The organism is Fluviirhizobium alvei, from assembly GCF_030551875.1.
GTDB lineage: Bacteria > Pseudomonadota > Alphaproteobacteria > Rhizobiales > Rhizobiaceae > Rhizobium_E > Rhizobium_E alvei.
This window is the reverse complement of the sequence record NZ_JAUOZU010000001.1, coordinates 312,549-325,976: the sequence shown is the minus strand read 5'-3', so window position 1 is coordinate 325,976 and position 13,428 is coordinate 312,549. Positions and strand designations below refer to the sequence as shown.

Here is a 13,428-nt window from a genome sequence, read left to right as displayed (position 1 = left end):
GATGCGGTACACAATGCCAACAGAATCCTGACGGGTTTGCGAAAGCCGGCTAGAGAAAGCACACGGCCCGCAGGGGCCGTGCGATTTTCTCGGATGAACAGGCTGCGAAAGATCGGCTGGTGCTGGTCTCAGCTCTTCAGAGCGTCGAGGCCGGCAAACAGGTCCAGCGCTTCCCGGTTGGCAAGCGCTTCCTTGTTCTTGACCGGCCGGCCATGGACAACCTCGCGGACGGCCAGCTCGACAATCTTGCCGGATTTGGTGCGCGGAATATCGGTGACCTGCAGCACCTTGGCCGGCACATGGCGCGGCGAGGCACCGGTGCGGATCTTGGTCTTGATCTTCTTGTCGAGTTCGGCATCGAGCGTCAGGCCCGGCGCCAGACGCACGAAGAGAATGACCCGTACATCATCATCCCAATCCTGGCCGATGCAGATTGCCTCGACGACTTCATCGAGCTGTTCGACCTGGTTGTAGATTTCGGCCGTGCCGATGCGGACGCCACCCGGATTGAGTGTCGCATCCGAACGACCGTGAATGATGAGGCCGCCGTGATCAGTCCATTCGGCGAAATCGCCATGGCACCAGATATTGTCGAAACGCTCGAAATAGGCCGCCTTGTACTTGGCATTGTCCTTGTCGTTCCAGAAGCCGACCGGCATCGAAGGGAAGGCGCGGGTGCAGACAAGTTCGCCCTTTTCGCCCCGCACCGGACGACCTTCGTCATCCCAGACATCGACAGCAAGGCCGAGGCCGGGGCCCTGAATCTCGCCCTTCCAGACTGGCTTGACCGGATTGCCAAGCACGAAACAGGACACGATATCTGTACCGCCGGAAATCGACGCCAGCTGCACATCGGGCTTCACGCCCTCATAGATGAAGGCGAAGCCTTCCGGCGACAGCGGCGAGCCGGTCGAGGTGATCAGCTGCAGATGGCTGAGATCATGGGTCTTCAAGGGCTCGATGCCGCCCTTGCGGACTGCATCGATGTATTTCGCCGACGTGCCGAATACGGCGAACTTTTCTTCGGCCGCGTAATCCCACAGAACATTGCCATTTGGCGCGAAGGGCGAGCCATCGAACAGGCAGAGCGTGGCACCGGTGGCGATGCCCGAGGCGAGCCAGTTCCACATCATCCAGCCGCAGGTGGTGAAATAGAACAGCCGGTCGCCATCCTTGAGGCCGGAATGGAAGCGCTGCTCCTTCAGATGCTGCAGCAACGTGCCGCCGGCCGAGTGAACGATGCATTTCGGAACGCCGGTCGTCCCCGACGAGAAGAGGATATAGAGCGGGTGCGAGAAGGGCAGCCGCAGATAATCGATCTTGCCGGCGTCAAAGGGCGCGATGAAGGCTTCGAGCGTGCGGCCATCCTCAAGTGAAGTCGCAAGCGCTTCGGCATTGCCGGCATAGGGAACGACAAGCACGGGGGCGCCGAGCCTGGGGGCCACGGTGCGCACCTTGTCCGACACATCCTGGAGCTTGCCGTTGTACCAGTAGGCATCGCAGGTGATGAAGAGCTTCGGCTCGATCTGGCCGAACCGGTCGAGCACGCCCTGTTCGCCGAAATCGGGCGAGCAGGACGACCAGATGGCGCCGAGCGAATTGGCCGCCAGCATGCAGGCGATGGTTTCCGGCATGTTCGGCATCATCGCCGAAATACGGTCGCCCTTGCCGATGCCCATGGCCTTGAAAGCCTGCTGCAGCCGCGAGACCATGGCGTGGAGATGATCCCAGCTCCAGCGATAGGAGACCTTGTCCTCGCCACGGAAGATCAACGCATCATCGCTGCCTGTCTTCCAGAGCATGTTTTCGGCAAAGCTCAGTTCCGCATCCGGGAAGAAACGGGCTTTCAGCATGTCATCGCCATCGATGAGGCTGCGTTCGCCCTTCTCGCCGATCACGCCGCAATAATCCCAGACGGCCGACCAGAAGGCGCCGCGATCATCCGTCGACCAGCGATGGAACGTGTCATGATCGGGAAGCGTCACACCATATTTTTCCGCACACCAGGTCCGGAACTTGGTCATCGGACTGTCCGCAATCTGCGCGGCGGTTGGAGCCCAAAGCGGTGTGTTTTCCTGCATTACGAAAGCCTCCCCAATTTTGGGAGGAAGGTGTAGCCAAACTTTCGCTGCACTGCAACAGGTCAGCGGCAAATCTGGTTCCCGCTACGGGAGCAGGCAATTGTTTACCAATTTTCGCTAAAATTCGAACGGTCCATTGAATGGAGTCCGAACGTGGGTCCCTTTTTTACCGGTCTCGTCAAGCTGGTGACAGCCTCGCTTCTGGCCGGCGCTGCCTTGAACTTTTTCGGCCTGTCGGCGGATAGCCTTCTGGCCCGCATCGGCCTGACCCCGGCCGAAGCCTGGGATCTGACCCTGCGTTTCATAGCCTGGGCAGTGCCGAACATGCTGCTCGGCGCCATTGTCATCCTGCCGCTCTGGTTCTTCACCTATCTTTTCATTCCACCGCGCGGCGGTGTGGACGACTGATCCCCAACTTCGTTTTTGGTCAGAGGCCGGCGATTGCCGCCCTCTCGTCGCGCTGGCGCTGAAGCTCCGCACGCTTGGTGGAGATCGACGCCGCGATGACGCCAAGCGTCACGAGCCCGATCAGGATCGAGCAGACGGCATTGATTTCCGGCGTCACGCCGAGACGGACCTGCGAATAGATCTTGATCGGCAGCGTCGTCGCCCCCGGACCGGTGGTGAAGCTGGCAATCACCAGATCGTCAAGCGAGAGCGTGAAGGCGAGCATCCAGCCGGAGACCACCGCCGGCATAATGAGCGGCAGGGTGATCTTGAAGAAGGTCTTGACCGGTGGGCAGCCGAGATCGAGGGCGGCTTCTTCAAGGCTCATGTCGAAAGTCATCAGGCGCGACTGTACGACGATCGCGACATAGCACATCGTAAAGGTCGTGTGCGCGATGATGACCGTCACCAGGCTGCGATCCAGCCCGATGGCGACGAAGAGCAGCAGCAGCGACAGGCCGGTGATGACTTCCGGCATGACGAGTGGCGCATAGACCATGCCCGAGAATAGAAGCCGGCCCGGAAAGCGGCCGAACCTGACGAGCGCGAGTGCCGTCAGCGTGCCGAAAATGGTGCCGAGCGTGGCGCTGAGGATACCGACGCGCGCCGTTACCCAGGCCGCACTCATGAGCCCTTCGTTGGACCACATTTCCCGGTACCATTTCAGCGAAAAGCCGCCCCAGACGGTCACGAGCTTGGACTCGTTGAAGGAATAGACCACCAGGATGAGGATCGGGATATAGAGGAAGGCGAAGCCGAGCGTCAGGATCACCGGATCGAATTTTGCTGGTTTCATCGTCGGATCCTCACGCTTTCTGCTGCTGGTTCTGGAAGATGGCGATCGGCACCACCAGAAGCAGAAGAAGGATGACGGCGACGGCGGAGGCCAGCGGCCAGTCGCGATTGCCGAAGAATTCGGTCCACAGCGTCTTGCCGATCATCAGCGTGTTGGAGCCGCCCAGAAGATCCGGGATCACGAACTCGCCGGTAATCGGGATGAAGCAGATCATGGCGCCGGCTACGACGCCGGGGATCGACAGGGGAAAGGTGATCTTCCAGAAAGCCTTCCAGGGCGGGCAACCGAGATCGCTGGCCGCTTCGAGCAACGTTCCATCCAGCTTCTCGAGTGCCGAATAGAGCGGCAGCACCATGAAGGGCAGGTAGGAATAGACGATACCGATGAAAACGGCCGTCTCGGTACGGAAGATCTGCACCTGATCATCCGGACCATAAAGGCCGATGGTCTGGAGCACCAGCGTCAGCAAGCCTTCCGGCTTCAGGATGCCGATCCAGGCATAGACACGGATGAGAAACGAGGTCCAGAACGGCAGGATCACCAGCATCAGAAGCGTCGGACGGATGGTGGATGGCGCGCGTGCCATGGCAAGCGCCACCGGATAACCGATCAACAGCAGCAAGAAGGTGGAAATTACCGCAATTCGGAGCGACGAGAGGTAGGCGCTGTAATAGAGCGGATCTTCGGTGAGGAAGAGATAATTCTCGAAATCGAGTTGCGAGAAGAAGTCGCCAATCGCCGAAAAACCCTCGAAGACGGGGATATAGGGCGGCATGGCGATCGCCGTGTCCGAAAGCGAAATCTTGAAGATGATCGCGAACGGCGCCAGGAAAAACAGGAGCATCCAGAGATAGGGAACGGCGACAACCAGCCACCGGGCCGGATTGGATTTGTGTGGTGCGACGGTATCCGACATCAGAGTCTCTCCTATCGCGTCAGGACCATGCCGGAATCGGCAGACCAAGTGAGCCACACCTTATCTTCGATGGTGATCGGCCGATCCACCAGACGGGCAATGTTGGCCTGGGCGGCACGGAATGTCTTGCCATTGGCGAGCTTGACGATGAAGACGGAGAAATCGCCGAGATAGCCGATATCCCAGACTTCGCCGGAGATCGCATTTGCGCTGGTATCAGCCGGAGCCTCGGTGGAGATGCGCACCTTTTCCGGACGGATGGCAAAGGCGACATCGGCCCCGGCAGTGGCATCGCAATGGCCCTGCTCGACCTCGACCTTGAAATCGCCATCACAGATGACGGTCGCCCGGCCACCCTCGCCGCGCGGTTCGAAACCGGCCAGCTTCCCTTCGACGATGTTGATGTCGCCGATGAAATCCGCGACATAACGGCTGTTCGGCGCCTCATAGATTTCCGCCGGTGTCGCGACTTGCATGATGATGCCGCGATCCATGACCGCGATACGGTCGGACACCGTCATCGCCTCTTCCTGGTCGTGGGTGACGATGAGGAAGGTCAGGCCGAGATTCTGCTGGATATCCATGAGCTCGAACTGGGTTTCCTCACGCAGCTTCTTGTCGAGCGCGCCGAGCGGTTCATCGAGTAGCAGCACCTTCGGGCGTTTGGCGAGCGAACGGGCAAGCGCCACGCGCTGGCGCTGGCCACCCGAAAGCTGGCTCGGCTTGCGCTTGGCAAACGGTTCGAGCTTGACGAGTTTCAGCATTTCCTGGACGCGGGCGTCGATCTCGCCCTTCGGCAGATTGTCCTGCTCGAGCCCGAAGGCAATGTTCTTCTCCACGCTCATATGCGGAAAGAGCGCATAGGACTGGAACATCATGTTGGTCGGTCGCTTGTAGGGCGGCACGCCGGAAATATCCTTGCCCTGCAGCAGGATCTTGCCTTCGGTCGGCTCTTCGAAGCCCGCCAGCATGCGCATGAGGGTCGTCTTGCCACAGCCCGACGGACCGAGAAGAGAGAAGAACTCGCGCTCGTAGATATCGAGCGTCAGGTTCTTTACGGCGACGAAATCGCCAAAGCGCTTGGTGACATTTTCGAACCGAATGAACGGCTTGACCGACGGATCGGTCCAAGGAGAGAATTTACGTTTAACCGGCCCCAGTGACTTCGCCATGGTCCCCATCCAGATTGATTGTTGCCCGAAACCAAAAAGAAACCGGGCAAGTGCCCGGTTTCAGGATTGTCGCGATCCGGTCAGCTACCGGTCTTGATCTGTGTCCAGACCCGGTTGAGCACGCGCTGCTCCTTGGGTCCATAGGGCGAAATGGTGAAGAGATGTTTGGTCGTCTCTTCGTCCGGATAGACCGACGGATTCTTGATCACAGCCTCATCGAGGAACTTCTGCGAAGCAAGGTTGCCGTTGGCATATTGAACATAGTTCGACGCCTTGGCGATCACTTCCGGCTTCATCAGATAGTTGATGAAGGCATGGGCCTCGTCGATATTCTTGGCATCGGCCGGGATCGCGAGGTTGTCGAACCACATGTAGGTTCCTTCCTTCGGGATCACGTAATCGATGTTGACGCCATTCTTGGCTTCTTCGGCGCGGGTCTTGGCCTGCAGGATATCGCCCGACCAGCCAAGCGTGACGCAGATATCGCCGTTGGCGAGATCATCGATATAGGATGAGGAGTTGAAGGTTTTCACCGAGGAACGGATCTTCGAATATACTTCACCGCCAGCCTCGAGATCGGGAGTTTTCTTGCTGTCCGGATCCTTGCCGACATAGTTCATGGCAATGGCGAAGGTCTCGTCGGATGCATCGAGGATGTTGATGCCGCAGCCCTTGAGCTTTTCGGCATTCTCGGGCTTGAAGAGCACATCCCAGCTGTCGATCTTCACATCGCCGAGCGCGGCCTTGACCTTGTCGACATTGTAGCCGATGCCGGTGGTGCCCCACATGTAGTTGACGGCATATTCATTGCCCGGATCATACTTGGCGAGGCGCTCCATGATTGCCGGCCACATGTTGGTGAGGTTCGGCAGTTTGGACTTGTCGAGCTTCTGGAAAACGCCAGCCTGGATCTGACGGGCCAGGAACGGGCCGGTCGGAACGACGACGTCATAGCCGGAACCGCCGGCCAGGAGCTTGGTTTCGAGAACTTCATTGGAGTCGAAAACGTCGTAGACGACCTTGATACCGGTTTCCTTGGTGAAATCAGCAAGGATGGATTCATCGATATAATCGGACCAGTTGTAGACATTGACGACCTTGTCAGCCGCCTGGGCACCAACAACCATCGCCAACGAGGACACCAGGCCGAAGGTGAGACCAAGCATCTGTTTTTTCATGATTTTTCTCCTGTAATGCCAACCTTTTGATGTTCTTATATAGGCCAGCGTTCCGCACTCTGGAAACAGATTAGAAAGGATTGAGGCAGGCGACAACTAAAAAATTCGGATTCTTTTCAAGCGCTTCATTGAAAATCGAACACGGAGAGGCCGGCAACCATTTCATCGAGCCCGAGGGGACGCGTGAGCGGCGGCTCCGCCCGGGCAAGACAACCCGGCCGTTCACAGAGCCTGCAGGCTGTTCCGATCTTGAGCACAAGGTCCGGACTTTTCGAAAGATGCTGACCATAGGCTATCTCGCCGGCGAAGGCGGCATCGCATCCGATGAGAAGAGCCGTTCGGCGCACACGCTCCTCAAAACCCGCCATCGGTCCTTCGAGTGTTCGGGAGATCAGCAGATACTGCGTGGCATCCGGCATCTCGGCGATCTCGGCAAGGATCTGGCCCGGCGCAGCAAAGGCGGCATGAATGTTGAGCTTGGGACATTGGCCGCCGAACCGGGCCTGTGGATATCCATTGGCCCCTGCCCTGCGGATCCGGTTGCCCGCAATATCGATTTCGAGCGAGAAAAAGGCTATGCCCGTCATGCCCGGCCGCTGCAGGGATGTCAGCCGATTGGCGGCCTGTTCGAAGGAAACGCGAAAGCGGGCGCAGAGAATGCCGATATCATAGCGCGCGCGCAGGGCAGCGGCATGGAAGGCACCGTAGGGCATCATCAGGGCCAGCGCCGCATAGCGCGCGAGTTCAAAGCGGGCGATGCGCCGCGCCTCGCCCGAGGAAAAGCCCAACTCGTCGAGCGTCGCAACGATCTCGTCCTTGAGCGCGATCTGGCAGGCCTCCTGAGCGATCTCGCGCAACTGGTCGTGCGGATAGAGCCGCTCGGACAGGAAAAGCCGCATCGAGTGGCGATCATAGCGCCGTCTCAGGTTCGGCATGGCATGAACCGGCAACGTTCGCACCACGATGCCGTGCTCGTTCTTCAGCCAGGTCCGGATCGCGCCCGCCAGGTCCTCACCCGGCTGCAAACGCTCATAGAAAGCCTCGGCGGCCGCATCGATCAGCGCATGAAAATTCGGCCGGCTCTCGAAACGGGAGCGCACCTCGTCGATCGGCAGCTTGGCAGCCGAGATGGAAGCGTCATGGCCCGCTTGCGCCAAAAGCCCTGCGAGATCCGTCAGACGGGCCGCCTGCTCCTTGTAGGCGCGATAGAGCTTGATCATGCCCTGGGCGGCATTCGGTGCGGCTTCCGAAACCTCGATCAGTTCCTCGCCTCCGGGAATTTCGCCAACCAGCAGCGGATCGGTAAAGATCTCCTTGAGCTCGCTTGCGACCGATCCGGTCTCGCCCTGCAGATCCTCGATATCGATCTTGTAAACCGAGGCGAGCTTGAGGATGAGCTGGACGGTGAGTGGACGCTGGTTGCGTTCGATGAGATTGAGATAGGATGGCGAGATGCCCAAACCTTCGGCCATCGCCGTCTGGGTGATGCCGAGACCGTTGCGAATGCGCCGGACCCGCGGGCCTGCAAAGATCTTCATCTCCGCCATTTGTAGATCCTTTTACAAAACGCCGCCGCAAACGAGATTTACAATTTTTACTTTTTTACACGCCCGTTTTGTCAAAGACAAGACAGCATAACTCGAATGCATCGATCAGAATGCGCATTTTTCTCGCCTTTCTCGCGATGCAATGTAAAAGAATAGACATCGAAGCAACCAAGCCAAACGCATCTGCGACAGCTCTGGAGGAGACGAAAATTGGTTATGACTGATTTTTACAAATCCACACGAGTGGCCAGAGACGAGCAGTAGGCAACAGACAATGCCTTCCCAGCCAGACTGACGGCGGAAGGATCCCGGATTTCAACAACCCCTGCAGAATAAGAGGAGAAATGCCATGACCCCACAGACCCGTGTCAAGGAACGCGCCGAAGAACAGGCTTCCGCAATGTCGGCCGAACAGCAGGCTGCCATCCGCATGATCGCCAACGATCTGCACCGCCTCAACCATTCGGTCATGAAGGCCGTCGATGCCGGCGTTTCGGTTGAACTGATCCGTTCCGCCCGCCATCACAACGAGGGCAACTGGGGCGATCTCCTGATCCCGGTCGTGGTCACGCAGGGGCAATAACACCCCTTCGCCGGTCTGGCCGGCAAGTTCCTGGAGCCCGGGCCGGCATGCCCGGGCTCTTTTCATTCGGCCATTGACGCAATCCATGTGCTTGGCGAAAATCGCGTTTTCAACAGGCGGTATTTTCGCGATGCATGGTCCGGGCAGCTTCCGCAAAACCATCCTCTTCTATTCGATTGCTCTCCTCATCAGTTGGTCCATCTGGGCGCCGCTCGTTGCCTTCCGGCTGGGCTATGGTCCGGAAGTCGCTTCGGAACTGCATCTGATCGGGAGCCTGGGGCCGGCGATCGCGGGTCTGATCCTGCTTGTTTTTCAAGGCGGCATGACCCGTGCCGACTGGGTGCGTTTTATCTGGTCCCCTGCGTCGCTGCCCTGGCTGATCCTCGCGATCCTGCTGCCGGTCGCAATCGGTGCGGCGGGATTGCTGGGGCAGACCCTGATGACCGGAACCACACCCGATCTCGGCAGGTTTCTGACATCGAAGGAGTTTCCGACCTATTCCGCCGTTGCGCTGATTGCGGTTGAACTGGTCTTCTACGGCTTCGGAGAAGAGATCGGCTGGCGCGGCTTTCTCCTGCCGCTGTTGCTGCGCCGGTTTACGCCGCTCTCCGCCTCGCTGGTCATCACCCTGCCCTGGGCAATCTGGCATCTGCCCCTCATTCTCAGCAACGAAACCTACCAGTCACTCGGGGTAGCCGGTCTCTTCGGCTGGCTCATCAGCCTCCTGACCGGGTCGCTACTTCTGACATGGTTCTATCTGAAATCCGGCCGCGCCGTTCTGGTCGTCGCCGTCTTTCATGCCGCCATCGATGTCGTTATGGTCAACCCGGTCGTCGACACGCTCGGCATCAACATCATGGGCGCTCTGGTGACAATCGCCGGCTTTGCCGCCGGCATCAGCCTCTACCGGCTGGGCAAACGCAAGCAATCTGCTGCGTGAGGTCAATCTGTCACCTGAGACCGGGCGTCACCGCTCATTCGCACCCTTGCCGGCGATGATCCGGTCGCGAAGTTTTTCGATCCGGCTGATGCGGGTCGCCGCAGCCTTGGCTCCTGCCAGATTGATCACATAGCTGCGCTGCCGCCCCGGGGTGAGGCTGCGGAAGGCGTCGGCCAGTTCCGGATCGCTATCGAGCGCATCGACAAGTTCATCGGGCAGAGCAAGATCGATCTCTTCTTTCGGCGGACGGATGCCAGCCTCAGCATAGTCCATCGCTTCCTTTAGATAGAGCCGGATCATCGGCTCCAGGTCGGTGACCTTTTTGCTGGCCGTAAAGCGAAACATGTCTGGATGGCGCGTGTTCTGCCCCTGCTTCTCGAGCAGGCCTTCGGGATCCTTCATCAAGGCCGCGTGGAAGAAATTCAGGCGAAAATCGCCGCGCAAGGCGCCGATCAGGGCAATGTTGCGGCCGGCATGCATATAGCACGGATGGCCCCACTTCACCGTTTCGACAAGGCCCGCGCTTCGACAGATGCGGCGCAGTTCGTTTACCCCCTCGCTCCATTGACGGACCGAACAGTCCGGCGTGGCAAAACGCTCGCATCGCCCACAGCCTTTGGTGAAGAAGTCTTCGATTTCGGTAATCATCGCTTTCTCCTGCTCCGTGCCTATTGTGCCCGGCTCGGCCGTCTTCCCGCAAAAAGATCCGCGTGATCCTTGATGAGGCGAACGATGCGATCGGACAGAATGCGGATCTCCCGGCGCGAACGATCGTCACTGTGCGTCACCAGCCACTGCCGGTGTCGAAGTTCGACAATCTCGCCGCCTGCCCGTTCCAGCATCGGATCGAGATCGCCAACAAAACAGGGCAGCACCGCGACACCGGCACCAGCGCGCACAAGATCCAGCATCGAGCGCGGCCGGTCAACCGTCACCGCGATATCGTTGCCGCGATGCTGATAGGGCCAGCGCAGGTAATTCGAAATGGCATTGTCTTCGTCGACCGCGATGAACCGATCGTCCTTGCCGGCATTTTTCTGACGATAGGCGGCATAGGCGGTTTCGCCGAGCGATCGGGAGGCAAGGTTCGGTTCCTCCGGTGCGAAGGCCCGGATGCCGATGTGGTTTTCACGATGCGACAGCTGGGCGCGTCGCTCGCCGACGGAAAACTCGATGCGGAAGCGATCGCGGTCGGTCACCAGCGCCTTGAAATTCTCCATCAGAAGCCAGCCGACCCAGGTGCCGAGGGCGATCCTCACCGTCACCAGACCGCCGCCCTCCTCGCGCCAGGCCTCGACGCGACGCACCGCCGCTTCCATCTCGCGCAGCTCATCAAAAAGGATCTGTCCATCCGGCGTCAGAGTGTAGCCGGTCTGGCTGCGCCGGAACAACGGGCAGCCGATCGACTGTTCGAGTTCGAGGATGCGGCGCCCTACCGTAGCGGGGCTGAGACCGAGCTGCGCGCCGGCGCCTGTCAGGCCACCGAGGCGGGCGACCGCAATGAAAACCTGATAGGCATCCCAGGGTGTGTTTTTCATAGTTGAAAAACATAGGGCATTCTTTGGCCTATGTGAAAAGAATTCTGCAGGATAACTTTTCTCTGCAGCACCGGTTGTACCGGTCTTCCAAATCCATCTTCGACAATCAGAAGCCGGTCAGTATCGCTGACCCGGAAAGGACAATCATGTACGAAACACTCGCCGCCTTTCTGCTCGTTCAGTATTTCCAGCAAGAGCGCCAACAACACAGGACGCAGGATCAAATGACAGAAGAGCGCCGGCCGGTCTGGAACTGGCGCCTGATCCGCCTGCCTCGCCCCGCTGACAAATGAAAGAGCCCCGGCAGAAAACTGCCGGGGCCCGATCCGATTTTGTTGCTGAGGGCGTCAGACGTTCAGAAGCAGATATTCGCGCTCCCAGGGGCTGATCACCTGCATGAAGGTCTCGAACTCGCCACGCTTGACGCCGGCATACATGCCGACAAACTCGCGGCTGAACACTTCCAAGAGCGCCTCTTCGTTTTCCATAAGAGAGACACCCTCAAGAAGACCGCGGGGCAGATCGACAGACCCTTCGTTGGCGGTTCCATCCGATGGGGGCGTCGGCTCCATACCCTTCTGGATGCCAAGCAGCCCACAAGCCAGCGATGCCGCCAGCGCCAGATAGGGATTGGCATCAGAACTCGGCAGGCGGTTCTCTACGCGCCGCGCCGCCGCATCCGAGACTGGGACCCGGAAGGCTGTGGTGCGATTGTCATATCCCCAGGCATTGTTGACGGGGGCCGCCATGCCCGGCGTCAGACGGCGGTAGGAATTGACGTAAGGCGCCATCATCACAAGCGTGCTCGGCACGAAGGCCTGCATGCCGCCGATGAAATGGAAGAACTCCTTCGACGGCGAACCGTCCGGGTTGGAGAAAACATTCTTGCCGGTCTTGGCATCGACCACGGACTGGTGAATGTGCATGGCCGATCCGGCCTGCCCCTGCATCGGCTTGGCCATGAAGGTTGCGTAAATGCCGTGGCCGAGTGCTGCTTCGCGGATGGTGCGCTTGAACAGGAACACCTGGTCGGCAAGCTCGATCGGATCACCGTGACGCAGGTTGATTTCGAGCTGCGCCGGACCTTCTTCATGGATGAGCGTGTCGATTTCCAGGCCCTGAGCGGCGGAGAAATGATAGATATCGTCGATCAGTTCGTCGAACTCATTGATACCGGCGATCGAATAGCCCTGGCCACCCTGGATGGAGCGTCCCGACCGACCCTGCGGCGGCCGCAGCGGATAGTCCGGATCATCGTTCTTGGCAACGAGATAGAATTCGATTTCCGGCGCCACGACCGGCTTCCAGCCGCGCTCCCTGTAGAGCGACACGACGTTCTTCAGCACATTGCGCGGCGTGTAGCTGACGGGCTTGCCCTCGGTATCGACGATATCGCAGATCACCTGCGCCGTCGGATCCGTCTCCCACGGCACGACGGACAGCGTAGACAGATCCGGCATCAGCTTGATGTCGCTGTCGCGCGAATCGTAGCGGAATTCTTCGGTCTCTTCGGGATATTCACCCGAAATCGTGTGCCGGAAGATGGCCGAGGGAAGCGCCAGCGACGTATTCGATGTGAATTTCGACGTCGGCATCATTTTTCCGCGCGGCACGCCGGCGAGATCGGGCGTGATGCATTCGATATCCTCGATACCGCGGGCGCGAAGCCAGGCGGCAGCCTCTTTCCAGTTATCGACACCACGGGCACGAGCAACAGCAGGAGATGGTTTGGGCGGCAAGTTGGTTGTCGCTTTTGTAGTCCTGCTATGCGCTTTTTTGGCTGCCATGATGCACCGATTTGTTGTTGATAACGGCGCGATCATACCCTTTCCGGGTCAATTGGCGAGGGGGCCGCCAGTTTATTTGCCGACAAATACGCCAAATGGTCGCGATAAAGACAAATTTTACGACTTGGCTTCATCCTGACTTTGCCTCAACAAGGAGCATCATCATGCATGAACGCCCTTCCGCCCCGACCCGTGCCAAGGCCGTGGCGATCGCCCGCAAAAGCGATGAACGTCTGCAACAGCGCCGCTTCATTCTTACCCTGACAGCGACAGGTCTTGCCCTTGTCATCATGATGAGTCTTGCGCCGCTCGTGCTGCGCTGATCAAGGATCGCCGAAACCGTCAGTCGGCATGACCTTGATAGGCCGTGCCGTACTTTGGCACGCGAGCGATCCTTGCAAATAATATTATTATACCGTTTTCTGCAACCTATCGCTTACCTT

14 protein-coding genes are annotated in these 13,428 nt (G+C 59.0%); 5 read left to right on the top strand and 9 right to left on the bottom strand.

Annotated features, from left to right (window positions below; translation table 11 throughout):
* Positions 1-128: 128 nt before the first annotated feature.
* Complete coding sequence (locus Q4481_RS01540; protein WP_304374502.1) at positions 129-2,081, bottom strand: acetoacetate--CoA ligase; 1,953 nt, start codon at positions 2,079-2,081, stop codon at positions 129-131.
* 153 nt (positions 2,082-2,234) lie between these two features.
* Here Q4481_RS01540 and Q4481_RS01535 point away from each other — a divergent pair, with 153 nt between their 5' ends.
* Positions 2,235-2,489, top strand: coding sequence for a DUF6460 domain-containing protein (locus Q4481_RS01535; protein ID WP_304374501.1), 255 nt, complete (start codon positions 2,235-2,237; stop codon positions 2,487-2,489).
* A gap of 19 nt (positions 2,490-2,508) precedes the next feature.
* Here Q4481_RS01535 and Q4481_RS01530 read toward each other — a convergent pair whose 3' ends face one another.
* From Q4481_RS01530 to Q4481_RS01510, 5 genes are all read right to left on the bottom strand, one after another.
* Positions 2,509-3,324, bottom strand: a complete 816-nt coding sequence (locus tag Q4481_RS01530) for an ABC transporter permease (protein WP_304374500.1) — start codon at positions 3,322-3,324, stop codon at positions 2,509-2,511.
* Between the two features lie 10 nt (positions 3,325-3,334).
* Complete coding sequence (locus tag Q4481_RS01525; RefSeq protein ID WP_304374499.1) at positions 3,335-4,240, bottom strand: ABC transporter permease subunit; 906 nt, start codon at positions 4,238-4,240, stop codon at positions 3,335-3,337.
* 11 nt (positions 4,241-4,251) lie between these two features.
* The gene (locus Q4481_RS01520; RefSeq protein ID WP_304374498.1) at positions 4,252-5,412 is read right to left on the bottom strand and encodes an ABC transporter ATP-binding protein; all 1,161 of its coding nucleotides are present in this window, start codon (positions 5,410-5,412) and stop codon (positions 4,252-4,254) included.
* An 80-nt stretch (positions 5,413-5,492) separates the two neighbouring features.
* Positions 5,493-6,590 (bottom strand): polyamine ABC transporter substrate-binding protein, encoded by a 1,098-nt coding sequence (locus Q4481_RS01515; RefSeq protein ID WP_304374497.1) that lies wholly within the window; start codon positions 6,588-6,590, stop codon positions 5,493-5,495.
* 125 nt (positions 6,591-6,715) lie between these two features.
* A complete protein-coding gene (locus Q4481_RS01510; RefSeq protein ID WP_304374496.1) occupies positions 6,716-8,137 on the bottom strand; it encodes a helix-turn-helix domain-containing protein in 1,422 nt (473 codons plus the stop codon).
* A 349-nt stretch (positions 8,138-8,486) separates the two neighbouring features.
* Between Q4481_RS01510 and Q4481_RS01505 the strand changes: the two genes are divergently transcribed.
* Both Q4481_RS01505 and Q4481_RS01500 read left to right on the top strand, forming a co-directional pair.
* Positions 8,487-8,720 carry an SMc00767 family acetate metabolism repressor gene (locus tag Q4481_RS01505; RefSeq protein WP_304374495.1) on the top strand — a complete coding sequence of 78 codons (234 nt, stop codon included), beginning with the start codon at positions 8,487-8,489 and terminating at the stop codon, positions 8,718-8,720.
* An 85-nt stretch (positions 8,721-8,805) separates the two neighbouring features.
* A complete protein-coding gene (locus tag Q4481_RS01500; RefSeq protein WP_304374494.1) occupies positions 8,806-9,660 on the top strand; it encodes a CPBP family intramembrane glutamic endopeptidase in 855 nt (284 codons plus the stop codon).
* A 27-nt stretch (positions 9,661-9,687) separates the two neighbouring features.
* On the opposite strand, the gene Q4481_RS01495 is transcribed toward Q4481_RS01500, so the two are convergent.
* Both Q4481_RS01495 and Q4481_RS01490 read right to left on the bottom strand, forming a co-directional pair.
* On the bottom strand, positions 9,688-10,308 hold the full coding sequence (locus Q4481_RS01495; protein ID WP_304374493.1) for a YdeI/OmpD-associated family protein: 621 nt from the start codon (positions 10,306-10,308) through the stop codon (positions 9,688-9,690).
* A gap of 20 nt (positions 10,309-10,328) precedes the next feature.
* Positions 10,329-11,198 carry a LysR family transcriptional regulator gene (locus Q4481_RS01490; RefSeq protein WP_304374492.1) on the bottom strand — a complete coding sequence of 290 codons (870 nt, stop codon included), beginning with the start codon at positions 11,196-11,198 and terminating at the stop codon, positions 10,329-10,331.
* Positions 11,199-11,221: 23 nt separating this feature from the next.
* Here Q4481_RS01490 and Q4481_RS01485 point away from each other — a divergent pair, with 23 nt between their 5' ends.
* Positions 11,222-11,491 (top strand): hypothetical protein, encoded by a 270-nt coding sequence (locus tag Q4481_RS01485; protein ID WP_304374491.1) that lies wholly within the window; start codon positions 11,222-11,224, stop codon positions 11,489-11,491.
* Between the two features lie 54 nt (positions 11,492-11,545).
* On the opposite strand, the gene Q4481_RS01480 is transcribed toward Q4481_RS01485, so the two are convergent.
* The gene (locus Q4481_RS01480; RefSeq protein WP_304374490.1) at positions 11,546-12,985 is read right to left on the bottom strand and encodes a glutamine synthetase family protein; all 1,440 of its coding nucleotides are present in this window, start codon (positions 12,983-12,985) and stop codon (positions 11,546-11,548) included.
* A 164-nt stretch (positions 12,986-13,149) separates the two neighbouring features.
* On the opposite strand from Q4481_RS01480, the gene Q4481_RS01475 reads away from it, so the two are divergent.
* Positions 13,150-13,308, top strand: coding sequence for a hypothetical protein (locus Q4481_RS01475; RefSeq protein ID WP_304374489.1), 159 nt, complete (start codon positions 13,150-13,152; stop codon positions 13,306-13,308).
* Positions 13,309-13,428: the final 120 nt, after the last annotated feature.